Raw genomic sequence first — 25,611 nt, 5'->3', positions numbered from 1 at the left:
GTGATCATTGAAGAGCAAAGGCGCCCCAGATACTGGCTCGCCCTCTGCCTCCTACTCCTCACTATCTGGACCACCGCCGCCGCAGGCTCGCGCATGGTCTTCAATTTCGACCACAATCTGCCGCCCTTCCGTTTCGACTACGACGGCTTCGCGCTGTTTGATAGTTTTTTCAATCCCCACGCGCTCTACACCGGGTTGTCCTTTGCCCTCCCTCTCATCCTCATCCTGCTCGCCCACGAACTCGGCCATTACTGCGCCTGCCTCTACTACCAGCTCGACGCGACGCTCCCCTATTTCCTCCCCGTCCCCACCTTCATCGGCACCTTTGGCGCCTTCATCCGCATCCGTTCGATCATCTATTCGCGCACCGTTCTCTTTGATGTCGGCGTCGCCGGCCCCATCGCAGGCGTCGTGGTCTTGCTCCCCTTCCTCTTCTTCGGCACTTGGCTCAGTCATGTGGCCCCCGGAGTAGCCACCTCGGGCGATCTCGTCTTCGGCACCCCGCTCCTCATTCGATTCTTTGAAGGCATCTTCTTCCCCGGCATCCCGCCCGACGACATCTACCTCCATCCCATGGCTCGCGCCGCCTGGGTCGGCATCTTCGCCACCGCATTGAATCTCCTGCCCATCGGACAACTCGACGGCGGCCATATCGTCTATTCGCTCACCGGCGCCTGGGCGAAAAAAATCTCGCTCGTCGCCATCGCGACGCTCATTCCCCTCGGCTACTTCTATCCCCCCTGGTGGGGTTGGGCCGTTGTCCTGTACTTCTTCGGCCGCCGGCACCCGCAGATCTTTGATGAGTCTCCGCTCGATCGCCGGCGCCGTCTCGTTGCCGCCGTCGCGCTCCTCATCTTCGTTCTCTGCTTTATGACCGTTCCGCTACGCTATTAATGTCGATGAAGATCTCTGCTGCCATCATCACCTTCAACGAAGAGCGAAATATTGGGCGGGCAATCGAGAGCCTTCGTTGCTGCGACGAAATCCTCGTCATCGACAGCGGTTCCTCCGACCGCACCGTCGAACTTGCCAAAATCCACGGCGCCACCGTCATCGAAACCTTCTGGCGCGGCTACGCGGCCCAGAAGAACTTCGCCGCTGAATCCTGCCAGCACGATTGGGTCCTCAGCATCGACGCTGACGAAGCCTTGAGTGAATCCCTCGAAGGTGAAATCTGGCAACTCAAAAAGAACGGCCCCAGCTTCGACGGCTACACGATGCCGCGTTTGGCCCAATATCTAGGCCGCTGGATCCTCCACTCCGGCTGGTACCCCGACCGCAAAGTGCGTCTTTTCCACCGCTCAAAGGCCAAATGGGTCGGTGAATACGTCCATGAAAGCGTGGTCGTCGAAGGACGCGTCGGACATCTCGAAACCAATCTGCTCCATTACACTTGTTCTTCGCTCAGCGAACACCTCAAGAGTATGGACCGCTACACGACACTCGCCGCCGAGCAAATCGTCGCCACCAGAAAACCCATCCGTTGGCGCAACATGGCCATCGACCCCGCCTGGACTTTCTTCAAGAGCTACTTCATCCAGCGCGGCTTCCTCGACGGAGCCGAAGGCCTCGCCATTGCCTACATGGCGGGAATCTACACTTTCCTCAAATACGCGAAAGCGAGAAACTTCTCCCCGCAACGATGAGAATCCTGCTTGCCGATTCCGGCTGGAAAATGCGCGGCGGCCAATGGCAAACCTTGTACCTCGCCGAAGCCCTGCGCGAACACGGGCATACCGTCACGTTGCTTGCCCGCCACGGTTCCCTGCTCTGGGATCTTGCGACGCGTGCGCATCTGCCGGTCCGCCATCTTGGTCTCACCACAATGTTCGCGCTGAGCAAGTCGAACGAAGTGATCCACGTTCAGGATGCCTCGTCGCACACCCTTGCTGCCATCGCCGCTCGGCAACCCTTCGTCGTTTCGCGCCGTGTCGCCTTCCCGATCAAGCAAACCTATCTCTCCCAGCGCAAATATGCGCGCCCTGCCGGTTATCTCGCCATCTCGCAGGCCGTCGCGAGAGAGCTCCGCCGTGCCTCGATTGACTACAGCCGCATCCGCATCGTGCCCGACGGCGTTCCCGATGTCGAACCCGCCAAGTACCAGCCCCACGTGGCCGCTCTCAAGAGTGATGACCCCGGCAAACTGAATAACCTCATTCGCGAATCCTGCACCAAGGCCGGTGCGGAACTCCTCCTCAGCGACAATCTCTCGGAAGCAATCAGCAGCGGCTTCCTCTTCCTCTACCTCAGTGAGAACGAAGGTCTCGGCTCAGCCATCCTTTTGGCCATGGCCGCCGGCCTCCCGATCATCGCTAGCCGTGTCGGCGGCATTCCCGAGGCCGTCGACGAAGGCTTCTCCGGCCTCCTCGTCCCCAACGACAGCACCGCGATTGCCCAGGCCATCAACATCCTGCGCGAAGATCGCAACCTCGCCCTCCGCTTCGGCGAGAACGCCCGCCGCCGCTACCTCAAGTACTACACACTCCAGCACATGGTCGACAACACACTCGCCGCCTACCGGGACCTGCTCCATGTTTGAGATCCTCCTCGCCGCCGTCTTCGGCCTCGTCATCGGTAGCTTCCTCAACGTCTGCATTTACCGCCTCCCACGCGACCTCAGCGTCGTCGCTCCCCGCTCCTTCTGCCCCGAATGCGGCACCCCCATCCCCTGGTATCACAACATCCCCGTCCTCTCCTGGCTCCTCCTCCGAGGCAAATGCAGCCACTGCCAGGCCCCCATCTCCTGGCGCTACCCGCTCGTCGAGCTCACGACAAGCCTCCTCTTCGCGCTCGCGCTCTGGCGCTACGGCCCCACGCCGGACGCCATCAAGCTCTGCCTCTTCTCTGCCTTGATCGTCGGCCTCATTTTCATGGATCTCGAAGAGCGCATCCTCGCCGACGAACTCACCATCGGCGGCATGAGCGTCGGCTTCCTGCTCAGCATCTTCGTTGCGATGCCCCGCTTCATCGGCCACTTCTTTTTGCCGCCCGAATGGCGTGAGAACTGGCTCAGTCTCGGCGAAAGTCTCATCGGCGGCCTCGCCCCGGCCCTCGCGCTGTTCACCATCGGCGAAGTCTATTACCGCATCCGTGGCCGCGAAGGCCTCGGTCTCGGCGACGTCAAAATGATCGGCATGGTCGGAGCCTTCTACGGTCTCCAGGGCGCCTTATTGACCCTCATCATCGGCAGCCTCACTGGTTCCATCGTCGGGCTGCTCTTCATCACCCTCACAAAGAAGGACGCCAAAACCTACGAACTCCCCTTTGGCACCTTCCTCGGCTTCGCCGCGCTCCTCCCCCCCTTCCTCTTTCCAGAACCTGGCGGACTCATCGGTGTACCATGGTAGGTTCCGCATGACCGAGTTGTTTGCTGCACTCAAGCCCGGGTCGGAGGAGTGGCTCCTGGCCACCAGTCTCGATCCCGCCCGCTTGCCCCGCCATATTGCCGTCATCATGGACGGCAACGGCCGCTGGGCCAAGGAGCGCCGTCTCCCGAGAATAGCCGGCCACAAATCGGGTGTCGACAGCGTCCGCAATATTGTCGAAAGCGCCGCGCGCCTGGGCATTGAAGCGCTCACCCTCTACGCCTTTTCCACTGAAAACTGGAAGCGCCCCAGCCTCGAAGTCGAAGCCCTCTTCCGCCTCCTCCGCCTCTATCTGCACTCGGAGCTGGCAACGCTGATGAAGAACAACGTCCGCCTCGGCGCCATCGGCCGCATTAGCGGTCTGCCCAGCGGCGTCCAAAAAGAACTCCAGCACGTCATCGATCTCACGGCTTCCAACACCGGGCTCCGTCTCAACCTCGCCTTGAACTACAGCGGCCGCACAGAACTCGTCGACGCCGTCAAGTCCATCGTGGCCTCTGGCATCCCGCCCGCGCAAATCAACGAAGACACCATCGAGCGCGCACTCTACACCAGCGCCCTCCCCGAACCCGACCTCCTCATCCGCACTTCAGGAGAGATGCGTATCAGCAACTTCCTCCTCTGGCAGATCGCCTACACCGAACTCGTCGTCAGCCCCACTCTCTGGCCCGACTTCCGTTGCCGCCATCTCCTCGAAGCACTCCTCGAATTCCAACGCCGCGAACGCCGTTTCGGGGGCGTCGAAGCCGCCAAGGAAGAAGCACAGGTCGACTTAGCCCTTCGATGAAACGAGTCCTCACCGCACTCTGGCTGATCCCCGCCAGCACCTACAGCATCTTTTTTGCTCCCCCTCTGGTCTTCGCGATTGTCATCTCCGTTGTCGCCGTCCTCTGCTACCGCGAATATACGCGCATCGTCGACAACCAGGGCCTCGCCAGCACGGCCCTGCTCGGCTATCCGCTCGGGCTGCTCCTGATGAACTTCCCCGGCCTCGCCTGGTACGACATCTTCCTGCTCGCCCCCATTGCCTTAGCCATTGGCCTGCGATCGAAAGACCTCAAAACCGGTTTCGCCAGCTCCGGCGCTTTCGCCCTCGGCCTGCTCTACATCTTTGGAGCCTGGCGCTGCGGCATCGCGCTGCACGAGCGGAGCGCCCACTGGCTCTTCTTTGCGGTCGCCTTGAACTGGGCAGGCGACATCAGCGCCTATTACACCGGCCGCACCTTTGGCAAGCACAAGCTAGCTCCCACCATAAGCCCTGGAAAGACTATTGAAGGCGCACTCGGCGGCATCCTCGCCACCGTCGTCTTCGGCTGCCTCTATCTCCCCTACTTCATCCCCGAAATCAGCCTCGGCGAAGCAGCGATTCTCTCGATTCTCGGCAACATCGCCGGCCAAACGGGCGACCTCGCCGAAAGCGCTCTCAAGCGCGGCGCGGCCATGAAGGATTCCGGCACCATGCTCGCCGGACACGGCGGCTGGCTCGACCGTCTCGACTCCAGCCTCTTCTCGCTCCCAATGGTCTATTGGACTCTCTTAGCATTCCAACGTTGGCAATAAACTTATGGCACTTCCCGATCCCCAACCCGTACTCTTCCTCATGGAGGCCTTCCGCCGCTCCCAGGCTATGTTTACCGCGGTCGATCTCCGGGTCTTCGACCATCTCCAACATGCCCCGCTCGGAGCCGCGCAACTCGCCACGCTCCTCAAGGCGAATCCCGACGCCGTCGAGCGCCTCTGCTCCACCTGTGTCGCGCTCGATCTCCTCACCCTCGACAACGGCTTGTATGCGAACACGCCCGCGGCCCAGACCTATCTCGTGCGCGACTCAGAACACTGCCTCATCGGCTACATCGAGTACTCGCAGAAAGCGCTCTGGCACCTCTGGTCCAAGCTGCCCGAGGCGGTCCTCGAAGGTACCCACCGCTGGGAGCAGGTCTACGGCAGCCAAAGCGGTCTCTTCGATCACTACTACAAAACGGAAGAAGACAAACGACGCTTCCTGATGGGCATGCACGCTTACGGGCTCATCAGTTCGCCGCAGGTCGCCAAGGCCTTCGATCTCAGCGCCTTCACCCATCTCTGCGACCTCGGCGGCGCCACAGGCCATCTCGCCATTGCCGCCTGCCAATCCGATCCGAAGCTCAAGGCAACCGTCTTCGATCTCGAACAGGTACTGCCCCTCAGCAAAGAGATCATCGCCAAAGCGGGCCTCTCCGATCGCATCGGTACCGCCGGTGGGAACTTCTTTGAAGGAGCACTCCCCCCAGCCGATCTCTATTCTCTCGGCCGCATTCTCCACGATTGGACGCCCGAAAAGATCACCAAACTGCTCCGTAAAATCCATGCGGCGCTCCCGCCCGGTGGTGCAGTTCTCATCGCCGAGAAAATCCTCGACGAGTCTGGTACCAAGCCACTCTGGGCTTTGCTTCAGACCTTGAACATGCTGGTCGTCACCGAAGGCAAGGAGCGCCGCTTCAGCGAGTATCAGGCCTTACTCCAAGAGACGGGCTTTAAGGACATACGCTACGCCGTACTGCCCAACTCGCCTCTGGACGCCATTCTCGCCTGGAAAAATACTTAACCCTTAGCAGCCCGCCGTTTGGCTCTGTGGTGCCTTGCAGCGGCATCATACTTCTGCAACTGTTCCGGAGTTAGCACTCCGGCCACCTTTTGGTGTGTCGTCGCACGAATCGCCTTAAAGTCCTCTCTCGAAGCCTTGTTCTTGCGCGCCTCCATCATAGCTTGGCGCTGTTCCTTCATAATTTCCTTCATCTGCGTTCTCTGATCGTCAGAGAGACCCAGTTTTTGTGCCATACGATCGCCACGATGCGGCGCTTCAGCGTAGCTCATGCCCGTCAATAAAGTGGCCGCCATCATCAAGCGAAGAATTGTGGTTTTCATGGTGAATCAACTCCTACCAATAAGAACGCTGAACACCATCTTTGGTTCCGCCCACATTGTAAAGAGATGTGACGGCAAGCCCTCTTCTCTTTAACTAACTTTACGCAACGGCAACAAACGAGCTTGGGTCTCACCAGTATCCATTGACCCTATGCAGCCCCCACTCTTAACTCAAACCCAATCCCGGCGCACCACGCTCGCTTCCCTGCTTGGCGCGGGCGCCGGTCTCTTCATTCCGGCCTGGAACGAGACCATCGAAGCAGCAGAAACGCTCACCTGCGTCGGCACCGCGCCCACCACAACCGAAGGCCCTTACTGGGTCGACGAGAAGCTCTTCCGCTCTGACATCCGCACAGACCCAGCCAACGGCGTTGCCCGTGCCGGCATCCCCCTCGCCCTCACCATCAATCTACAGAATCTCGCTACTTCCACCTGCACTCCGCTCAGCGGCGCTTATGTGGACATCTGGCACTGCGACGCCAAAGGCATCTATTCGGACGAGCCCGCCTACAACCCCGGCGGAGGCACCGGAACCGTCGTCACCACCGGCCAGAAGTTCCTGCGTGGCTACCAGATCACAGATGACAACGGACAAGTCAAATTCACCACCATCTATCCCGGATGGTATTCCGGCCGCACCATCCACATCCACATCCGTGTGCGCACTTATTCCGGCACCAGTGTACTCAGTAACTTCGTTTCGCAGATCTTTTTCGACGAGGCCATCAATAACCTCGTCATGAAAGAAAGTGACTACACACGCACCACCAATCGCGACACAACCAACAACTCCGACATGATCTATCAAGTGGCGAATAATACGCGGATGTTAGCCAGCACCACTGGGAGTATCGCAGCCGGCTACAGTGCCACCATCACACTCGGGGCCACCTTCCGCACCGCCAGCGCCGCCGCGCCATCGATTGCCACTGGAGGAGTTGGCAATTCGGTCAGTGGCGCTCCCGGCGCAACACCTGGGGCCTGGATCAGTATCTATGGATCCGGTCTTGCGGCAACGACACGCCTGCTCGAAAGCACAGACCTCATCAACAACATCATCCCCACCACCCTCGGTGGCGTCAGCGTCAAGCTCAATAGCAAGGACGCCTTCCTCCAGTACATCAGCCCCTCGCAGATCAACATCCTCGCTCCCGCCGATGCCAGTCGCGGCACGGTCACCCTCACCGTCACCAATGCGGCGGGTACATCCAATGCCGTCTCCACCACGCTTCTCGACGTCCTGCCTGGTCTGTCGGTGCTCTCGAACTACGTCCGGGCGGTGCGCTCTGATGGAGTGATTATCAACGGGACCGGAGCCATCGAAGCAGGTTATCCCACCACCGCCGCGGTCGGCCCCGGCGACATCATCTCGCTCTTCGGCACAGGCTTCGGAAAGACAAATGAAGCAGAAACCGGCGGCGCGGTCTTCACCGGCGCCTATCCCACAGCCAATGAAGTCCGTGTCACCATCGGCGGCCAGATGGCCAAGGTCCTCTTTGCAGGTCTGGTCGGCCCGGGCCTCAACCAGATCAATGTCGTCGTCCCGGCAACCCTTGCCGATGGTGATCAACCCGTACTCGCTACGGTTGCCGGTGGGAGCACCCAGGCAGGAGCCCTCCTCAAAGTCGCCGCCAGCGCCAAACTCACCGCCGCCTTACAATCCCGCCGCGGCCCCTTCCACGCACTCTCCACCATCGAACGCATGATCGCCCTCGGCGGCTTGCTCACACCCGAACAACGCCTCGAAGCAAGCGCCCCGCATCACAAGCCCGGCGCCTGCCTGGTCCAGCTCGCCTAGTCCCGCGCGCAAAATCGACATAATAAGACAATGCAACGTCTTGCACTCTCCCTTCTCCTCGTGGCTGGTTCTCTCCCTGCCGCAAGTCCCTTTGTCGGTCGCTGGGATTTCAACATCACAACCCCCGGCGGCAATCGCGCCAGTTGGCTCGGAATCCAGGAAAAAAATGGCGCGCTCGAGGTCTGGTTCCAACCCACCGGTGGAAACGTCTTCAAACTCGATGAAGTTTCGCAGAAGGGCAACCACCTCACCCTCACCGTCGGCAAGGCAACGCAGAAAGGCCCCGCCACCACCTGGGATCTGGAGGCCGCAGGCGACAAGCTCACCGGCACCATGAAGCGCGGCGAGACCACCACCGCTCTCAATGGCGTCCGTGCTCCAGAACTCAAGCGTCCCATGCCGAAAGCCTGGACCAAGCCAGAACCACTCTTCAACGGCAAGGACCTCACGGGCTGGGAACCCATCGGCAAGCCCTCTGACAGCCACTGGGTCGTCAAGGACGGCTATCTCGTCAACGAAGACCACGGGGCGAACCTCAAGTCCACCCGCAGCTTCGACGATTTCAAGCTCCACTTTGAAGTCAACTGCCCGGACCACGCCAACTCCGGCTTCTATCTCCGTGGCCGCTACGAGCTCCAGCTCGAATCAGAAGCCGTCAGTCACAACCCGCCCGAGCGCCGCATTGGCTCCATCTATGGCCGCATTGCTCCGGAAGGCGACCTCCCGCGCAAGACCGATGTCTGGGACAGCTTTGACGTCACTCTCGTCGGCCGCACCGTCACCGTCGTTCGCAACGGCGTCACCACCATCAACGCGAAGGAAATCGAAGGCATCACCGGCGGCGCTCTCGATGCAAACGAAGGCGAACCCGGCCCCTTCTACATCCAGGGCGACCACACCGGCGGCCTGAAGTTCCGCAACATCACCGTTGCAGTCCCCAAGCGCTAACACCATCCATCCACAAGCAACAAACCAGAGCGGGCGCCCACGGCCCGCTCTTTACTTTGCGCGAAACTTTGCCACAAAACCCACCCGCCAAGCGTTATCAGGATGTGAACGCTGGAAGCACGCTATACCCCAAACCAATGGATGGAAGCGATTCCCAAGACCTCGACACCATTTTTTGCGCTCACTTTGCGCGCATCGCCCGCGCCATTGGCAGGGTCACGCAAGACCAGGCCCGCGCGGAAGAACTCGCCGTCGAAGTCTTTCTCAAATGGAATCGCCACCCCAAAGCCCAGGGTCCGCACGCCGAAGCTTGGCTCCACCGCACTGCCGTCCGCGAAGCCCTCGATGAACTCCGCCGCCTCCAGCGTCGCAGCCGCTTCGAGCGCCTCTTCGCCTTCTTCCATCGCTCGCCGCCCACGCCCCACCAGGTCTATGCGGCAAGCCTCGAACGGGCGAATGTGCGAAACGTCCTCGCGGCGCTACAACAGCGGCAGGCAGAGCTCTTGCTCTTGTGGAACGAGGGCCTCAGCTACCGCGAAATGGCTGCAGCCCTCGAAGTCAATCCCTCCTCCATTGGCAGTCTTCTCGCACGTGCACAAGAAGCGTTCCGAAAGGAATATCTGAAACGTTATGGAAAATAATCTCGAAAGCCGTTGGGTCAGAGACCGTCTCGCCACCCTCGAACCCAGTTGGACGCCCAACTCGGTCCGGGCCCGCGCACTCCTCGAACAAAAGCAAAGGCCCGCCACGCCTCGCAAGATCTGGATGGCTGCGGCCACCGCGGTGGCGCTCCTCGCGATCCTCGTCACCCTCCCGCAAAGCCGCGCCCTCGCACAAAATCTCTGGGATCGCCTCTTCTTGAACCACGTCGAGATCACCCGCCTCGATCTCTCGAAGCTCCCCCTCGACACCCGAATCACCACCAACGGCTTCAGCAGCAATCTCCGCGACGCCGAACAAGCTAGGCAACTCGCCGGCTTCACGCCCAATCTCCCCAAAGAGGGCACACCGCAATGGTCCGTCATCGGCCCCATCACTCTTCACCAGACCATTCTGTCCAAGTCCGGAAACCTCCCCGTAGACTGGGAAGGCATCCAGCTCCAAACAGAGATCGGCCCCATGATCGTGGCCACCTATCCCGACGGCAGCCAGATTCTCCAGGGACAACCGATCGCGCTGCGCGTCCCCACCAGTTTCCCCTTGGAGCTGTTCGTCGAAACCGCCTTCCGCAGCATCGGTGCCACCCAGGCAGAAGCAAAACTCCTTGGCAGAAACTTCGCCGCCAATCCGGCATGGTTCCTCGACATTCCCAGCGACAAAGCGGTCAGCATCCAAGCCCTCTCCATCCAAGCCAGCCCTGCCCTGCTGCTCGAAGAATTCGACGGCCAGGGAACGCTCAAGGAAGCCACCGTCCTCTACAGCACCCCAGACCGCATCTACCTGGTCCGCAGCAGAACCAGGCAACAAAGCATCCGCCTCGCAAATTCTCTGTAGCAAATCGTTCGGATTTCAAATTTCGCCTGCTATCGTCTCGACAGGAGAAGGCCCGCGAGCAATCGTGGGCCCTTTCTATTTGCAACAGAGAGGAACCACCATGGCCACAAGCAAACAGATTGAAGCCAATCGTGCGAACGCACGCCGCTCCACCGGCCCTGCAACAACAGAAGGCAAGGCCCGTTCCGCAAAAAACAGCATGGGCCACGGCCTCCACGCCAAGCCGGAAACTTGCTTCCAACAGAATCCCGAGCACGAAGAAGCCTACAACGCGCTCGCCAGAAAACTGCGGCAAGACTGCCAGCCCAATTCCGAGCTCGAAGAAATCACCTTTGCCCGCTACGCCTGGGCCACATTCCAATCCCAGCGTGCCCGCGTCCTTGAGGCCCACACCGAAGCCCGCTGGCTCGAAGATCCCGACAACTCCAAACGCTTCGCCACCATGGAACGCACCATCAAGCTCGCCGCCCTCCACGAACGACGCGCGGACAAAGCACTCCGGGAACTGCGCCAGCTCCAGAAAGACCGCTTCGCCGCCTACGAAGTTGACGCTGAACTCTGTGTGATGGGTCAGGAACTCAGGATCCCCAGAAGCTTCCCCACAACGGAGCTCCGCAAATCAAACTTGCAAAAAACGAACCCAAATTACCTCGCCCAAAAGCCAAGCGAAGCGCAGCAAAACCTCAAAACAGAATCACCTCATCCAGCGAGCGATCATATGCGCGGCCAAGCCAATAACCAGCAATCGCACTGCCAAGCGCCACAAACGCCGTCGGACCCTGCATCGCCTCCCGACTCCCTGTAGCCGCGCCTCCGATGGCTACGGCAGCGTAAAAGCCACCCAGAGTGCCGATCACCCGCCCTCCTATGCGCTTCTTTCTCACCTGTACCCTCGCAATGGAGTCTCGCGCAATCGTCTGGAGTCCCTTTCCGATCCTCGCGCCCTTCGACGTCTTCTCGACATCGAACTGCAAACCCTCCGGGCTCACCGAGATCCACCGCCCCTGCACCTGATTCCCGTCCAGAAGCTGCACCATCACCTGACGGCCAGCGAATACCGTCGGCGTCTGCTCCCAGGCAATTCGCTCCTGCCCCAAGATCGGAAGAGCAGCCCAAAGACAAAGCAAAACAATTCTCATAGCAGAAGCCTAGAGCCCCCACGCCCCTGAGGGTTGAGCTACTGTGACACTATTTACGCTGTCACAAGACCACGAAGTTCTTCGACAGATTCGCTCGATACAATCCGAAACACAATCGGCTGTCACTGTTTTGGAAACGCAGCGCCGCTCACCACGTCCGCCGCCACAATCGCGCAAGCCTGCAGCCCCTCTTGCCATCCGGCTTTCGCCGGATTCCGCAGCAACACTTCATCTGGCGGAAACCCTAAGGCCGCGAGCAAGGTCGAAGCCCAACTCAGTACCGACGCCGATCGGGAAACATCTGCGATCAGAATCGCCACCGGCGGCCGTTCCCTGCCCGCCACAATCTCCTGCATCGATCGCAACTGAATCACCCGAAACGGAGTATCGCCTAAATGAGCAACCACAGCCTCCACTTGGCCAGCACTCACCAACACACAAGTGCCCCTCTCAAACTCATCCTCTGGGCGGGCGGAAGCAATCGGCTGTCCCAAGGACTCACTCAGTTCCGTTGCCAGAATCAGAGCCAGTTCCGGATCAGGATCCACCACCACAAAACGCCGGGCCTTCCGGCGCTGCACCTGACGCTCGATCGCAGCCTGAATGTCTTCGATGCAATAGCCAAGTCCTTGTGCCTCGCCAATCCAGTTCTCCACCAGCGGATCCAGCTCCAATGCGGTGGAAGGAAAACGGAACTGCCGCACAAAGACACCACTCCCAGGAAGAGAACGAACCCAACCCCGCTTCGCCAGGTCTTGATATACCGCATGCACGGTATTGCCATGAATACGCAGCTTCCGGGCCAGATCCCGCACACTCGGGAGCTTCTTGCCGGGTGCAAGCTGACTGCTGAGAATGCCAAGCAGTAACTGCGAACTCAACTGTTCCCGGATGCAAATCGAAGACCGGCGCGAGATCCACAGCGGCATCATATTGCCGTTCATCATAGCTTCCCTGCAACCGGACTGCATTGACACCAGCATCTCGGTCCGCTATATTCCTAAAATACTGTAGTTTCAACAGCTTGTCGGGAATCTGTTACAAAGTACTCTCTTCGCGGATCCGCCTTGTTGCCGGCCCGTTTCCCGTACAGCCTGTATGCATTGAACAGCGAAACTAGAGTTTTGCAAATGGAGATTCGGCAATGGCCAGCTTGCCCGATGAGCGGAACGCGGAAGCGCCGCTCAAACCACAACACCGAGACGTGGAAGAACACCCTGTGATGCCCGGAGCCCCTGTAGAAGGGGTGGAGGCGGAACAGGACTCTTCGAGCGGCGAGGAAAACTACGAACAGATGATGGCCGAGTATGGCCACATCGAAGAGAATCACGACGGCGAAGTGATCCTCGGTCACATCCTCAGCATCTCCGACGACACGGTCATCGTGGACATCGGTCAGAAGACTGAGGGCTTTGTGCCGCGCGACCAGTTCCTCCAGGAGATCAACGTCGGCGACCAGATCGAAGTCGTTGTGGATCGCTCTGGCACCAGTCCCGAAGGATTTCTCTATCTTTCTCACGAGAAAGTGCGGCGCCTCCGTCATTGGGACACGCTCGAACAGGCAATGAACGAGGGTCTTCTCGTCAGCGGTCATGTGTTGGCCAAGGTCAAAGGTGGTCTCAGCGTGGATGTCGGCGTACGCGCCTTCATGCCCGCTAGCCAGATCGACCTCCGGCCCACTCACAATCTCGACCAGTTCGTCGGCCAGGACATCCCCGTCCGCATCCTCAAGCTGAACCGCCGCAAGGGCAATGTCGTTGTCTCCCGCCGCATGGCCATCGAAGAGGAAGTCACAGCCAAGCGTTCCGCCGCGCTTGAAAGCATCTTTGAAGGGGCTGTCCTCGAAGGCACGATCAAGAACCTCACCGACTACGGCGCCTTCGTCGACCTCGGTGGCATCGACGGTCTGCTCCACATCAGCGACATGAGCTACGGCCGGGTCAATCACCCGAGCGACGTCGTCGCCAGTGGCCAGCCCGTCACCGTACGAGTGCTCCGCTTCGACCGCGAGAAGGGCCGCATCTCGCTCGGCATGAAGCAGCTCTTTGTCGATCCCTGGGAGACAGCCGTCGAGCGCTACGTGATCGGTTCCCATCTCCAGGGCCGCGTCGTCAGCGTCACCGACTACGGAGCATTTGTCGAAATCGAACCCGGCGTCGAAGGCCTCATTCATATCTCAGAGATGACCTGGAGCCGGCGCATGAAGCACCCGGGCAAGGTCGTCAAGCCTGGTGAAATGGTCGAGGCAATCGTGCTCGATATCCGTCCGCAGGACAAGCGCGTTTCCCTCGGTCTCAAGCAGCTCGAAGCCGACCCCTGGACCACACTTGGCGAGCGCTACAGCGTCGGCAGTGTCGTCGAAGGCCGCGTCCGCAAGCTCACTGACTTTGGAGCCTTCATCGAAATTGAAGAAGGCATCGATGGCCTCGTTCATGTCAGCGACATGAGCTGGACCAAGCACGTCAAGCACCCCTCAGAGCTGTTGAAGAAAGGACAGATGGTCCAGGCCGTCATCCTCCAGATCGACACCGGCCACCGCCGTCTCAGCCTCGGGATCAAGCAGTTGGAGCCAGACGCATGGGAAACTTTCTTTAACACCCACATGGTGAACGAGATTGTCACAGGCAAAGTGGTCCGTGTCGCGAATTTCGGAGTTTTCGTCGAACTCGCCCCCGGCGTCGAAGGTCTGTGTCACAATTCCGAAGTGCCCGGTAGTGAATCCCGCGGCGCAGGTGCCGCACCTCTGCCCGTGGGCAGCGAGCACGAATTTAAGATCATCCGAATGAACGAAACCGAAAAGAAAATCGGCTTGAGCATGAAGGCCGTTGGCGAAGAAAAAGACCGCGCCAGGCTGAAGGGCTATCAAGAGCAGGCAGAAGCTGCCAGCCAGAGTTTCGAGGCCCAAAATCAGGATGGGGAGGAAGGCTAGACGCCAATGACCAAAGCCGAATTAATTGAAGAAGTATCGCGAGTTGTCGAGATGACTCGCAAGGACTCCGAAATCATTGTCGAAGCTATCTTCGACAGCGTGGTGCGGAGCCTGAAGTCCGGCGAGAAAATCGAAATCCGCGGCTTCGGTAGTTTCCGTACCCGCGAGCGCCAGTCCCGCATTGGCCGCAATCCCAAAACCGGAGCCCGCGTCGAAGTACCCGCCAAGCGGATTCCTTACTTCAAGCCTTCGAAGGAACTGAAAGATCTCGTCAACGGTGACGAGTCCACCCCCGCGGCCTAAATCCGTGGACCATCTCTGGAGCCCCTGGCGCTACCGCTACGTAACCAAGGAAGACACAGCACGCCCTGCCTGTGTCTTCTGTGAAAAGCAGAACGAACTCACCGTCTTCACGGCCCAACACTGCTACGGCCTGCTGAATCTCTTCCCCTACACCAACGGCCACATGATGATTGCGCCCTTCGAGCATGTCTCGCGCATTGAGGACCTGCCGGAGCCAGCCTGGATCGAGATGATGCGCATGGCCCGGCTTGCCGAACGCAACATCCGCGCCGCCTACCGTTGCGAGGGTCTCAACCTCGGCTTCAACATCGGTTCGGTGGCAGGCGCAGGCATCGCCGGCCACATCCACCTCCACGTCCTGCCACGCTGGAATGGCGATGCAAACTTCATGACCGTCATCGGCGAAACCCGCGTCCACCCCGAGAGCCTCGAAGACTCTCTTGCCAAACTCACCGCCTGCGACTGGACCCTCAGCGCCCTGTAAAGGCGAAGCGCTGCGTCACCCCATTCCCGGCGTCCACCTCGATCACATTCGTCCCCCGCCCCAACACCAGTTCCACCCCAATCGCGCCCGCCACATCAAAGTCCCGGTCCTGCACCTCGCGCACATTCCCTGCCCCGCTGACCACCGTCACGCTCGGCTTCGCGCCCAGCACCATTCCGTTCTCATCCATCACCCGGAAGAACAGCAAGTCCTGCTGCACCGTTCCAGACCGCGCGCTGCTCGCCTGGTAGAGCACCTGAATCTCTGCGGCTTCTTCCTTCGCCTTGCCATACCAATAAGGCACTCGTAAGACCGCGCCGCCTTCCTGCTGCAACAGCACAACACCCGAATAAGCACCGGGAGCCACCGCGGGCAGATCGAGACTCAGTGTGAGCGTCGCGGCTTCATGCGGCGGCAGTTCCAACTCGCTCGTGGAGATCGCAGGAGCAATTCCCTCCTTCGCCTCCACGGACACCTGATAAGTCGCAGCCGTGCTCTGCAGATTCGTCACCTGGATCGTATGGTCCTTCGCCGTGAACGAGACGCTGATCGGCTCAAAGCGAAGCGTCGCATCGAGCGCATTTGTCAGATGCAAGAGCCCCGCGCCACTTTGCACTACAGTCAACTGCGGCAGCGGTTTCGCGCTATTCACCAGTAGAGAGCGATAGTCGATCGGCTTCAATCCGGGGCGTGCCGCCTTCAACACCGCAGCCGCACCCGCCGTGATCGGCGAGGAAAAACTCGTCCCGTTGATCAACCCATAACCGCTTGCCGAATACACCTCGCCGCCCGCATAGTTCGACTCGGCCGCCGTATAGACATTCGTCCCAACCGCAACCAGATCGGGCTTGATCGGCACTCCCGAAACAGGTCCACGCGCGCTGAAGCTGGCCAGACGATCGGGACTCACATCCCGCGCCTTCACCGCAAGGTCCAGCGTCACATCCAGCGAGGCGGCCTTCGAAAGTTCGTCCTCATATCGAATCCCATCGGCATAACGCAGAAACACAGCAGGCAGTGTCGCAGCACCGGCAGACATTGTGATGAAGTCGGTCGAACGTGCCGCATCCGAATAGATCACCGCGGCAACGGCTCCAGCAGTAGCCGCATTGTTGATCTTCACCTCAAAGCTGCAAGTCCCACGCACAATCAACGCAATCTGCCCGCGCAGGCGATCCCCAGAGAAGCGGTCGCAGGCAAGGCCGGCGCTCACCATGGCGGCCGCAATTGAATTGGTCCCCGTTGTCTGCGAACCTGCCAGCGCCGGCGCAGAACTCCCATCCGCCGCAATCAGACCCGCGGCAAAGAGACGTCCATTCTCTGAAGCGCCCACCGTCAACGCAGTAGGGGCCGTACCCGGCGAGCTAAGCGTCGCATGGCCCGGGCCATCATTGCCCGCCGAAACCACAACGATCACCCCCGCCTCTTCCGCCTTCGCCAGCGCCTGCACAATCGGATCATTCTCAGGCCTCGCCGCCAGCATTGAGCCGAAGCTCATATTGATCACATCCATCCCATCGGAAACCGCGTCTTCGATCGCCTGGAGAATCGCCGAGTCCGTCGTGCTGTCGTTGTAACCGGGGGTGCCGAAGATCTTATAGACCCCGAGATATGCCGCGGGCGCCATTCCGGCCAGCGGACCGATCGGCGAATCATGGCTCACCCCCGCGGCGGACATCGCCACCGCCGTGCCATGCCCACTGCGGTCGAGAACGCTCGGATCCGGGTCCCGGTAAGCCCAGAGAGTCGGATAGCTGCGCGCAACAATCACCTTGTTGTTCGTATACGCCTGATCCCGCGCATAGTTCCATTTCGGAAAGCCCTCGAGCACAGGCAAAGTCGCCGACTGGAACCCGGGATGACTCGCCTCAATCCCACTGTCAAGAATTCCAATCTTCATGCCCGCCCCAGCATGTTCGAGCCCCAGACGTTCCCAGGCAGCAGCCACCGCATGCACCTGCGCGGCCCGATCGAGAGTCTTCTGGAAAAGCCGCACCTTATGGACGCGCTCGACACCGGCAAGCTGCCGCAATTGACGGACATCCGTCTCTTCGTTCTGCCCCTCCACCATCAGCGCATTCGCAACCAGTTCGGTATGCCCCAAGGTCTGAAAGCCCCGCGCGCTGAGTTCGGAGCGCACTCCATTCTGGCGCTGCCGCACACGCGTCCGCCGTTCCGCCTGCCGCATTTCGCCAGGCTCATTCTTCAGAACAACGATGTATTGGTTCGGGACGAATTGTCCCCAGAACGGGAGGGAGAGAAGGAGGAGGAAGATCAAACGCATAACAGCTCTACTGAGTGGAACAACCCAACAGACGCCTCGATGTCGCGTTTCGATTCGATTGCGGTGTAAAGAAAGGTTAAGTGAAAAAGGGAGAGAACCTTCCGGTGCTCTCCCTTTTCAGAGGAAAATGATCCAGGTCGCGATTAGCTGACGTGCGGTTCGAGCATCTTGACCAGATCGCTCTTTGAGACGGCGCCCACGCGCTGCTCGACGATCTGTCCGCCCTTGAACAACAGAAGAGTGGGAATCCCGCGCACGTTGTAGCGCATGGCAGTGCCACCATTGTCATCGACATTCAGCTTGCCGACCTTCAATTTGCCGTTGTACTCATCAGCAACAGCGTCCACAGTCGGGGCAATCATCCGGCACGGTCCGCACCATTCGGCCCAAAAATCGACCAGGACAGGCTTGTCTGAGTTCAAAACCTCAGTGTCCCAAGCCGAATCGGAAAAATTAAGTGTATTTGCTCCAGCCATTATTCAATCTCCAAGGGTTAAGATGCGTACCAAACGGGAAAGTTGCAAGCTAGCTCTCCAACAATTCACGGTACAGTTCCGAATACTGCCGGGCCGATTTCGCCCAGGAGTAATCCCGTCCCATCGCACTCTGCCGCATTTTCTCGAACCGGTCCTTGTCTCCATACACCGCCAGGGCGTGCCGGAGACACTCTGCCAAATCCCAGCTCTCAAAACGCCAGAACTTGAAGCCCGTCTCTGCATCAATCGTATCATCCAGACCACCGGTCGCGCGAACCACCGGCAGAGTCCCATAGCGCAGACTGTACATTTGATTGAGGCCACATGGTTCATAACGCGACGGCATCAGAAACAGGTCAGCGCCTGCTTCAATGTGATGCGCCAGTTCGTTGTTGTAGCCTCTCCAGAAAATCATCCGGTCCGGATAGCGGCTGGCATACCAACTGAACTGATTCTCGATCGCCTCTTCCCCCGACCCGAGCACGATCAGCGTCGCATCGCGCCATCCGAGCATCTCATCCAGCACGCTCGCCACCAGATCGAAGCCCTTTTGGGTGGCCAAGCGGGACACAATGCCGATCAGCGGCCGCTCGATGCGATGCCCCATCCCAAACTCCTCGAGCAACGCGAGCTTACAGCCCACCTTGCCGCCCGGCTCGTCCGCCGAGTAATTCGCGACAATGTGGCGGTCCGTGCGCGGATCCCACTCCTCATAGTCGCACCCGTTGAGAATCCCGTGCAGGACCCCGGAACGGGCCCGCAACATCCCATCCATTCCGAATCCGTATTCGGGCGTCTGGATCTCTTGCGCATAGCGCGGACTCACCGTCGTCAGCGCATCGGCAAAGACCAAACCGGATTTCAGCAGGCTCGCCATCCCATTGAACTCAAGCAGGTCGCTCCGGTAAAAGCGATCCTCGACACCCGCATCCCACAGCTTCGAGCGGTCTACCAGTCCCTGGTAGCCGAGATTGTGGATCGTGAACAGAGACTTGGCCCCATAGAAGGCCGGGTCGCCGGTCACAAAGTTCTTGAGAAAGAGCGGCAGCAAGCCGGCCTGCCAGTCGTGGCAATGAAAAATCTGGGTCGGAAACAGGTAGCGGGCTACGCCCAGCGCCGCGCTGCAGAGGGCCGCAAAGCGAACGTGATTATCCCCGAATTCGCCATAGCGGTCGCCATAAAAACCGTCGCGGCCATAGAGCCCAAGGTGTTCGACAAAGAAGAACTTCGTGCCCCGTTGCACCTTTTGATAGATGTCGCACTCGTAATAGCCGCCACCGAGATAGATCCGCATCCTCTCGAAAACCTTTTCGGAAGCTCGGACGTCTATTGCCCCATAGCGAGGCAATACGACGGCACACTCATCTCCGAGCGCATTCAACTCCGGGGGCAAGGATCCCAGCACATCGGCAAGACCACCGGTTTTGGCGAACGGAGCCGCTTCACTCGAAACCATCAGGACACGAGACATAGCTTTGTATATTCTGCCAGACTGCACCCAAGGGAGCTAAGCTGACACTTTGAAGACCTTCTTTTTGATTTTGTCGCTCGCCTCGGCGAGTCTGTTCGCCCAATCGAGCATGGAGGTGAATCCGAACCTCTTTGTCGTGATGGCCGCCATCAACGCGGCCGGTTACGATGCCGACCTCGACAGCACCGCGAACTCCCCCATCCGGGCCCAGGTTCGGCAGTACATCGCGCAAGCCAAGCCCCCCGTCCTCCAACAACTCACTGAATTCTATATCGGCCATCGCAAAGCCGATCCGGCACGCGATCTGAGCCAGTACATCAGCTTTGCCCTCTGCATTGAATTGGTGCCGGCGGCTTCCGGGCCGGAGTTCCGCTATCGCATGCGCTTGAATGAACTGCCGCCCGATGTGCAGGAGTTGGACGGCTTTGAAAAGTTACTCACCCGTTTCTACCGGGAGACAAAGCTCGAAGGCCTGCTCGCCCGCAACCAAGCCGCCCTCGACCGCGCCCTCGAACCGTACCACTCCCCCGTCACGCTGGCGCTCCAGCAGATCGATGGCTATTTGCGCAGTACGCAGGTGAACAACACGAAGGGCAGCTTCCATGTCTATCTCGACCCGCTTGCCGCTCCCAATCAGATTCACGTCCGCAGCTACGCGAATGATCTTTTCGTCGTGCTCACCTCTTCGCCCGAGCCACAAGTGGAATACATCAGAAGTGCCTATCTGCACTTTGTCGTCGACCCGATCGCAATGCGCAGTTTGAAAGAGATCGAGAGCAAAGCGAGCCTGATCGATTTTGCCCAGGGCGCCCCGGCGCTTGACCCGCAGTACAAGCAAAACTTCCCGCTGCTCACCGTTGCCTGCCTCACCCGCGCCATCGATGCGCGCATGGCGCCGGCCAACCAGCGGAGCCCGAAGGTTGAGGAAGCGCTCAAGGAAGGCTTCATCCTCACTCCTTACTTTGCCGAGAAGCTGATGGAGTATGAGCATCAGGAATTGTCGATGCGCTTCTACCTGCCAACCCTGATCAACCACATTGATCTGAAGAAGGAAACCGAGCGGCTCGATGCCGTGAACTTTGCAAACGCACCACGCGAGCGCCGGGCCAAGGTGGCGCCCAAGCCGGTGGTGGAAGTCAGCCCGGCGGAAAAGATGCTCGATGACGCCGAACAGCTTTGGAGCAAAAAGGAGTACCAGCAGGCGAGCGTACTCTTCCGTCAAGCCTTGGAGTTGACCAACGCGCGTCCGCTCAAGGGACGGGCTTATTACGGCATGGCCCGCGTCGCCGCACTGAACAAGGATCCGCAGCTGGCCGTCGATCTCTTTGAGAAAACAATCGAGGAGGGCGCCGAACCGCAGATTTCGGCCTGGGCTCATGTGTTCCTCGGACGGCTGCTGGGCTTGGCGCAGGAGAACGAAGCGGCGAAAAAGCACTTTGAAGCAGCGATCGCCACCGCTGGAGTGTCCCCGATGGCGAAGAAGGCGGCGGAAGACGGCCTGAAGGGAACCCCCACCCCTCGGCCTTGATAAAGTAAAAAGGATATCTATGAGAATCACGAAATGGATTGTGGGCGCCTTCCTCTTCTCGGGCGTCTTGATGGCCCAATCGGCCGATGGGAAACAACCCAAGCTCAAGAGCCAGAAGGAGCAGGATGCGGTGATGGCAATCTTCAATGCTGCCGATCCGGCCGGCCGGATCACCGCAGTCGACGCCCTGCTCGGCAAGTTCGCCGATAGCGAATATAAGGGCACCGCGCTGTTCATTGCCACTGCAGCAGCAGAGGAGATGAACAATTGGGAGAAAACCGTGATCTACGGCGACCGGACTCTCGAGGCCGACCCCAAGAATTACGGCGCCATGTTGATCCTGGCCCGCGGCTACGCCACCCATACCCGCGAGTTCGATTTCGATAAGGAAGAGAAACTCGCCAAGGCCGACAAGTATGCCAAGGGCGCTCTCGAATTGCTGAAGAATGCTCCGAAGATCCGCCCGGACATCCAGGATGAGCAGTGGGAAGCTCAACGCAAGACCTGGATCTCCGAGGCACACGAAGCCATGGGTCTCGCCGCTTCTGTCCGCAAGAAGTATGATGATTCCGTTGCCGAGTACAAGTTGGGCCTCGAAGCCACTCCCGGCAATCAGAATCTGATGACGCGCATTGCCACTGCCTATCTCGACGCGAAGAAGTATGACGAGTCCATTGCCGCCGCCAATCAGGTGTTAGCTCTTTCAGGCTTGAATCCTCAGGTCAAGTCGATCGCTGAAAACATCAAGGCCCGCGCAGTTGCTGGCAAGGCAACAAAGTAATTCCATCCAACGTGGGGCACGAAGACAATCCGCTTTTGAAGACGCTGGAAAGCCGTCTCGGTTATACGTTTGCGAATCCGGCCATTCTCATTCGTGCCCTTTCCCACCGCAGTCTCAACTCTGAACGCAAGCAGGGCCGCGAGGAAATGGCCGAGCACAATGAACAGCTCGAGTTTCTCGGCGACGCGGTCTTGGGCTTGTTGATCAGTGACTATCTCTTCCAAACCTATCCCGAACTTCCGGAAGGAAAGCTCAGCATCCACAAAGCTCGCATTGTGAGTGCCGCGCATCTGGTGGAGGTGGCGCGCAAGCTCCAGCTCGGGCAGTGCCTGCTGCTCGGGAGAGGCGAAGAGTTGAGCGGAGGCCGTGAGAAAAAGGCGCTGCTCGCCGACGCACTCGAGGCCGTTCTTGCCGCAGTCTATCTGGACGGCGGATTAGAATGCGCGCGCGAAGTGGTGCAAAATGTCGTCATGAGCGTCCCGACCGCTCACGATGAACTCTCCGAATTGAAGAACTTCAAAGCCAGCCTGCAGGAGCTGGCGCAATCAAAGGGGATGCCCCAGCCGATCTATGTGACGGTGCGAACAGATGGACCGGAGCATTCCAAGACTTTCGTGGTGGAGGCTCGGGTCGGGACCCAATGGATCGAACAAGGCCAGGGCCCGACGAAAAAGGCCGCAGGGCAAATGGCGGCACGCGTGCTCTACCATCGCATGAGCGGCAATCTGAAGTTTACTGCCTCCCCGGTTGTGTCTTCAAACCATACTGGTTGAGAAACACCACATCCACGCGCCGGTTTTTGCGGCGTCCCTCCACCGTTTCATTCCCCGCCACGGGCACATTCTCCGCATATCCCGATACAGACATCCTTGTTCTCTCGATCCCGTAGCGTTCGCTGAATACATTCAGCATGGCAATCGCCCGGGCCGCAGAGAGATCCCAATTGGAACGGAAGCGATCATTGTGAATCGGGGTGGAATCCGTGTGTCCTTCGAGTAGCATCTGGTTCGGCAAAGTCCTGGCACTCTCGGCAATTTTTCCCAGAATCGGAAAGGCCTCGGCTTGCACCGCATCTCCTGCCGGTGGAAAGAAGGCTGCTTCCTTGAGGCTCACCACCAACCCGCGAGGCTCCATATTGATCGCGACCTTCCCATCGGCAATCTCATTGGCCAGTGACTTGGTAAGCGATTCGAGAGACGGCACCAGTTCGGCCAGCGCAGCAAGTGCGGGATCGGTTTTGCCGGTATCCTTCTCGGCGGGCTGTCCGGATCGCTTGGGATCGTCTGTCTCCGGAGGACGCTTGCGGCCCATCAGGTTCGCCAGCGCCTTGGGCATCGAGCCTTGCTCAAAGGCTTCCTTGACGGAGGCCGACATCTCCTTCGCTTTTTTCTTGTCGGCATGGGAACTGGCAAACATCACCACAAAAAAGGCGAAGAGCAGCGTAATGAAGTCGGCATAGGAGACCAGCCAACGTTCGTGATTTTCATGGGCGTGTTGCTTCTGGCGTCTTGCCATAACGGATTGGATGGGAGCGGCGTCCTTGGTGGTCACGGGGATCTCGGCTCGGTCAGGCGGCCACCGCTTGCGGTCCGCCTCCCGTCCGGCGTCCCGCCCCCTCCGAACTCGCCGACGTATAGGCTTCCAGTTTCGACCGGATCAGCTTCGGATTGAGCCCTTCCACAATCCCCACCACCCCCTCCAGAATCATCTCCTTCCGTTCTGTCTCCGCGCCAATCCGCGCCTTGATCTTGTTGGCTGCAGGAAGAAAGAGAAGATTCGCCAAGGCCACGCCATAAACGGTCGCGACAAAGGCCACGGCGATCCCGTGTCCCACTTCGGTGATGTTCTCCAGGTGCTTCATCACCTGGATCAAGCCGAGTACGGCGCCAATGATGCCGATCGTTGGCGCATAGCCGCCCGCCGCTTCAAAGACCTTTGCTTCGCTTTCGGCATGATGCTCTTCGACCGCAATCTGGAGTTCCATCATCGACCGCAGTTCAGAAAGATCGCACCCATCGACAGCCATCGTCAGGGCTTTGCGCAGGAACGGATCCTCCACCCGTAGAGAGTCTTCCTCGAGCGACACCAAACCCGTCTTGCGCGCCTTGTTCGCATAAGCAAGGATCTCTTCGATGACGGTAGCGGGGGAATTATTCTTCTCCACCAGCAACTCCTTGAAGCGCGCCAGCCCCCCACGCAAGGTGTGCATCGGAGTGTGGACCATCACCGCGCCCAAAGTGCCACAGACAACAATCAGCCCGGCGGTGTACTGCGTGATGTCCTTGATCACGCCGCCTTCGAGCACCAGGCCGCCGACGATCCCGCCGGCGGCGAGCAGCAGCCCTCCGATCGTCGCAAAGTCAAACCGCGTTTTGCCCGAACTATTCTCTGCCATGACTGACCCGGAGACCTCCGCGGGCGACTTCCCGCTTGAACTCAATCGACTTGGCAACAACTTCGTCCAGGCTTTCGAGCACACGCACCCGTTCGCCTGTGGTGAGCGCCAGAACCGTATCCGGGTTGGCTTCAATCAGGACGATCAGATCAGTGTTCACCACAAAACGTTCGTGGTTGAGCCTCGTCAACGCAATCATTGCTGTAAGAGTGCTTATCGGAGACGGGAGGGAAAACGCGAAGTTTAGTTTTGGAGAATTTCGAGAATCGCGCGCAACTCGTCGGAAAACTTCGTGCGCGGAGCTGGGCTCGGCTCGGGCTTCTTTTCGATCTCATTGACCAGGAAGAGCGAGGACTGGACCTTCGGCATGGGCCGGCCAGCCCCAGCGGCGGCCGTGTTCTTCTTCGCACTCTTACTGAGCGGCTTCGGCTTGTGTTCGAGATGCTTGCGGGCGCCTTCGATCGTGTAGCGCTTCTCGTAAAGCAGATGCTTGACCTCAAGAATGAACTCCACATCCTTGCGCCGGTACATCCGATGGTTCGAGCCCATCTTCTTAGGAGAGATGTTGGGGAACTCGGTCTCCCAATAGCGCAGGACGTGCTGCTTCAATCCGGTGAGCTTGGAGACCTCGCCGATCCGAAAATAGAGTTTGGCCGGAAGCTCGTCGGCCGACTTAATGCCGGGGGCGAGGTCTTCCGGGTCAAAACGTAATGTATCGTCTGGAGATTCCACCAAACCACGATGCTAGATTGCTTTCTGGTTCGGAGTCAAGCATTTAGCGAATATTCCTCACCCAACGTGTACAATTTCCAGCAATCTGGTTGACGGAGGAGTTACACTAGGATCAAGGAGGGGGCGTAACGGATTCGACGGGATGGAATGTTCCCCGGAAGGCGTGTCGAGCTCCAGGCTCTCGTAAAACGACTGGAAAAACACAATTGCCAACACGCAATTTGCATACGCTGCTTAATTAATTAAGTAGCCGTTCTAGCGGGCATGTTCACGGGCCCGTGGTGAACGTCACTTCGTGGACTGGGCCGAAGGCTTCTGTTCGGAGCCGCAAGCCGAGATCAATCGGACTAGGTGTTTGCCTTTTTTGCTGCTTCTCTAGGGTGAATGCCGAATTAAAAAATGAAGCAGATACACACGTAGTCGTTCGGGTGGCAGCCGTTTCGGACGTGGGTTCGACTCCCACCGCCTCCACCATCATAAGTTATTGAATTCAAATATGTTATAAGGCTAGCACCGAATTCTGTCTCGCTGGCGTCGCAAAATGATCGTCTCAGTGTGATCCGATCATTGGCCACATTAG

27 protein-coding genes and 1 other RNA gene are annotated in these 25,611 nt (G+C 59.2%); 19 read left to right on the top strand and 9 right to left on the bottom strand.

Features of this window, described 5'->3' with window-relative positions:
- Genes M017_RS26845 through M017_RS0117865 form a run of 7 tightly spaced genes read left to right on the top strand, consistent with a single transcriptional unit; the run spans position 1 to position 5,949 of the window.
- Positions 1 to 894: a site-2 protease family protein gene (locus M017_RS26845; RefSeq protein ID WP_051670404.1), complete on the top strand. Its 894-nt coding sequence runs from the start codon at positions 1 to 3 to the stop codon at positions 892 to 894.
- Between the two features lie 5 nt (positions 895 to 899).
- A complete protein-coding gene (locus M017_RS0117890; protein ID WP_238325940.1) occupies positions 900 to 1,646 on the top strand; it encodes a glycosyltransferase family 2 protein in 747 nt (248 codons plus the stop codon).
- Positions 1,643 to 2,539 carry a glycosyltransferase family 4 protein gene (locus M017_RS30295; RefSeq protein ID WP_031499510.1) on the top strand — a complete coding sequence of 299 codons (897 nt, stop codon included), beginning with the start codon at positions 1,643 to 1,645 and terminating at the stop codon, positions 2,537 to 2,539. Before M017_RS0117890 ends, M017_RS30295 begins: the two co-directional genes overlap by 4 nt.
- Positions 2,532 to 3,347 carry a prepilin peptidase gene (locus M017_RS0117880; RefSeq protein WP_051670402.1) on the top strand — a complete coding sequence of 272 codons (816 nt, stop codon included), beginning with the start codon at positions 2,532 to 2,534 and terminating at the stop codon, positions 3,345 to 3,347. The genes M017_RS30295 and M017_RS0117880 overlap by 8 nt, the downstream gene beginning before the upstream one ends.
- A 7-nt stretch (positions 3,348 to 3,354) precedes the next feature.
- A complete protein-coding gene (locus M017_RS0117875) occupies positions 3,355 to 4,152 on the top strand; it encodes an isoprenyl transferase (protein WP_051670400.1) in 798 nt (265 codons plus the stop codon).
- Positions 4,149 to 4,925 (top strand): phosphatidate cytidylyltransferase, encoded by a 777-nt coding sequence (locus M017_RS26840; RefSeq protein WP_051670398.1) that lies wholly within the window; start codon positions 4,149 to 4,151, stop codon positions 4,923 to 4,925. Before M017_RS0117875 ends, M017_RS26840 begins: the two co-directional genes overlap by 4 nt.
- A 4-nt stretch (positions 4,926 to 4,929) precedes the next feature.
- Positions 4,930 to 5,949 carry a class I SAM-dependent methyltransferase gene (locus M017_RS0117865; protein WP_031499505.1) on the top strand — a complete coding sequence of 340 codons (1,020 nt, stop codon included), beginning with the start codon at positions 4,930 to 4,932 and terminating at the stop codon, positions 5,947 to 5,949.
- Here M017_RS0117865 and M017_RS0117860 read toward each other — a convergent pair.
- A complete protein-coding gene (locus tag M017_RS0117860; RefSeq protein WP_155121476.1) occupies positions 5,946 to 6,269 on the bottom strand; it encodes a Spy/CpxP family protein refolding chaperone in 324 nt (107 codons plus the stop codon). The genes M017_RS0117865 and M017_RS0117860 overlap by 4 nt on opposite strands.
- 151 nt (positions 6,270 to 6,420) lie before the next feature.
- On the opposite strand from M017_RS0117860, the gene M017_RS27910 reads away from it, so the two are divergent.
- The 5 genes from M017_RS27910 to M017_RS0117830 all read left to right on the top strand — a co-directional run bounded on the left by M017_RS27910 (position 6,421) and on the right by M017_RS0117830 (position 11,314).
- Positions 6,421 to 8,067: a dioxygenase family protein gene (locus M017_RS27910; RefSeq protein WP_051670396.1), complete on the top strand. Its 1,647-nt coding sequence runs from the start codon at positions 6,421 to 6,423 to the stop codon at positions 8,065 to 8,067.
- 30 nt (positions 8,068 to 8,097) lie between these two features.
- Positions 8,098 to 9,015, top strand: coding sequence for a 3-keto-disaccharide hydrolase (locus M017_RS0117845; protein WP_031499501.1), 918 nt, complete (start codon positions 8,098 to 8,100; stop codon positions 9,013 to 9,015).
- A gap of 68 nt (positions 9,016 to 9,083) precedes the next feature.
- Positions 9,084 to 9,656, top strand: coding sequence for an RNA polymerase sigma factor (locus M017_RS0117840; protein WP_155121475.1), 573 nt, complete (start codon positions 9,084 to 9,086; stop codon positions 9,654 to 9,656).
- Complete coding sequence (locus tag M017_RS0117835) at positions 9,646 to 10,509, top strand: hypothetical protein (RefSeq protein WP_031499499.1); 864 nt, start codon at positions 9,646 to 9,648, stop codon at positions 10,507 to 10,509. The genes M017_RS0117840 and M017_RS0117835 overlap by 11 nt, the downstream gene beginning before the upstream one ends.
- A gap of 100 nt (positions 10,510 to 10,609) precedes the next feature.
- Positions 10,610 to 11,314 carry a hypothetical protein gene (locus M017_RS0117830; RefSeq protein WP_031499498.1) on the top strand — a complete coding sequence of 235 codons (705 nt, stop codon included), beginning with the start codon at positions 10,610 to 10,612 and terminating at the stop codon, positions 11,312 to 11,314.
- A gap of 456 nt (positions 11,315 to 11,770) precedes the next feature.
- Here the strand turns inward: M017_RS0117830 and M017_RS27905 are convergent, their stop codons facing one another.
- Positions 11,771 to 12,595, bottom strand: coding sequence for a GntR family transcriptional regulator (locus M017_RS27905; RefSeq protein ID WP_051670392.1), 825 nt, complete (start codon positions 12,593 to 12,595; stop codon positions 11,771 to 11,773).
- A gap of 197 nt (positions 12,596 to 12,792) precedes the next feature.
- Here M017_RS27905 and M017_RS0117815 point away from each other — a divergent pair, with 197 nt between their 5' ends.
- Genes M017_RS0117815 through M017_RS0117805 form a run of 3 tightly spaced genes read left to right on the top strand, consistent with a single transcriptional unit; the run spans position 12,793 to position 15,364 of the window.
- Positions 12,793 to 14,577 (top strand): 30S ribosomal protein S1, encoded by a 1,785-nt coding sequence (locus tag M017_RS0117815; protein WP_238325939.1) that lies wholly within the window; start codon positions 12,793 to 12,795, stop codon positions 14,575 to 14,577.
- Positions 14,578 to 14,583: 6 nt separating this feature from the next.
- Positions 14,584 to 14,880: an HU family DNA-binding protein gene (locus M017_RS0117810; RefSeq protein ID WP_031499495.1), complete on the top strand. Its 297-nt coding sequence runs from the start codon at positions 14,584 to 14,586 to the stop codon at positions 14,878 to 14,880.
- 4 nt (positions 14,881 to 14,884) lie between these two features.
- On the top strand, positions 14,885 to 15,364 hold the full coding sequence (locus tag M017_RS0117805) for an HIT family protein (RefSeq protein ID WP_031499494.1): 480 nt from the start codon (positions 14,885 to 14,887) through the stop codon (positions 15,362 to 15,364).
- On the opposite strand, the gene M017_RS0117800 is transcribed toward M017_RS0117805, so the two are convergent.
- From M017_RS0117800 to glgA, 3 genes are all read right to left on the bottom strand, one after another.
- Entirely contained in the window at positions 15,351 to 17,648 is a 2,298-nt protein-coding gene (locus M017_RS0117800; RefSeq protein ID WP_031499492.1) for a S8 family serine peptidase, read from the bottom strand. The genes M017_RS0117805 and M017_RS0117800 overlap by 14 nt on opposite strands.
- 143 nt (positions 17,649 to 17,791) lie before the next feature.
- A complete protein-coding gene (trxA, locus tag M017_RS0117795; RefSeq protein WP_031499491.1) occupies positions 17,792 to 18,124 on the bottom strand; it encodes a thioredoxin TrxA in 333 nt (110 codons plus the stop codon).
- 49 nt (positions 18,125 to 18,173) lie between these two features.
- Positions 18,174 to 19,595, bottom strand: a complete 1,422-nt coding sequence (gene glgA, locus M017_RS0117790) for a glycogen synthase GlgA (RefSeq protein ID WP_031499490.1) — start codon at positions 19,593 to 19,595, stop codon at positions 18,174 to 18,176.
- Between the two features lie 49 nt (positions 19,596 to 19,644).
- Between glgA and M017_RS0117785 the strand changes: the two genes are divergently transcribed.
- From M017_RS0117785 to rnc, 3 genes are read left to right on the top strand one after another with little or no spacing between them, the layout of a single operon-like run.
- Positions 19,645 to 21,123: a tetratricopeptide repeat protein gene (locus tag M017_RS0117785; protein ID WP_155121474.1), complete on the top strand. Its 1,479-nt coding sequence runs from the start codon at positions 19,645 to 19,647 to the stop codon at positions 21,121 to 21,123.
- Between the two features lie 19 nt (positions 21,124 to 21,142).
- Positions 21,143 to 21,904, top strand: coding sequence for a tetratricopeptide repeat protein (locus M017_RS0117780; RefSeq protein ID WP_031499488.1), 762 nt, complete (start codon positions 21,143 to 21,145; stop codon positions 21,902 to 21,904).
- A 35-nt stretch (positions 21,905 to 21,939) separates the two neighbouring features.
- The gene (gene rnc / locus M017_RS0117775) at positions 21,940 to 22,677 is read left to right on the top strand and encodes a ribonuclease III (protein WP_162179968.1); all 738 of its coding nucleotides are present in this window, start codon (positions 21,940 to 21,942) and stop codon (positions 22,675 to 22,677) included.
- On the opposite strand, the gene M017_RS0117770 is transcribed toward rnc, so the two are convergent.
- The 4 genes from M017_RS0117770 to M017_RS26835 are packed head-to-tail and all read right to left on the bottom strand — an operon-like array spanning position 22,637 to position 25,031.
- The gene (locus tag M017_RS0117770; RefSeq protein WP_031499486.1) at positions 22,637 to 23,419 is read right to left on the bottom strand and encodes a flagellar motor protein MotB; all 783 of its coding nucleotides are present in this window, start codon (positions 23,417 to 23,419) and stop codon (positions 22,637 to 22,639) included. The genes rnc and M017_RS0117770 overlap by 41 nt on opposite strands.
- A 52-nt stretch (positions 23,420 to 23,471) precedes the next feature.
- A complete protein-coding gene (locus M017_RS0117765; protein WP_035957861.1) occupies positions 23,472 to 24,299 on the bottom strand; it encodes a flagellar motor protein in 828 nt (275 codons plus the stop codon).
- The gene (locus M017_RS0117760; RefSeq protein ID WP_031499484.1) at positions 24,286 to 24,498 is read right to left on the bottom strand and encodes a flagellar FlbD family protein; all 213 of its coding nucleotides are present in this window, start codon (positions 24,496 to 24,498) and stop codon (positions 24,286 to 24,288) included. Before M017_RS0117760 ends, M017_RS0117765 begins: the two co-directional genes overlap by 14 nt.
- A 44-nt stretch (positions 24,499 to 24,542) precedes the next feature.
- Positions 24,543 to 25,031 (bottom strand): MerR family transcriptional regulator, encoded by a 489-nt coding sequence (locus M017_RS26835; RefSeq protein WP_202901666.1) that lies wholly within the window; start codon positions 25,029 to 25,031, stop codon positions 24,543 to 24,545.
- Positions 25,032 to 25,150: 119 nt separating this feature from the next.
- On the opposite strand from M017_RS26835, the gene ssrA reads away from it, so the two are divergent.
- Positions 25,151 to 25,505: a transfer-messenger RNA gene (ssrA, locus tag M017_RS28830) on the top strand.
- Positions 25,506 to 25,611: the final 106 nt, after the last annotated feature.

This window comes from Bryobacter aggregatus MPL3, from assembly GCF_000702445.1.
GTDB lineage: Bacteria > Acidobacteriota > Terriglobia > Bryobacterales > Bryobacteraceae > Bryobacter > Bryobacter aggregatus.
This window is presented reverse-complemented; position numbering and strand designations above follow the sequence as displayed.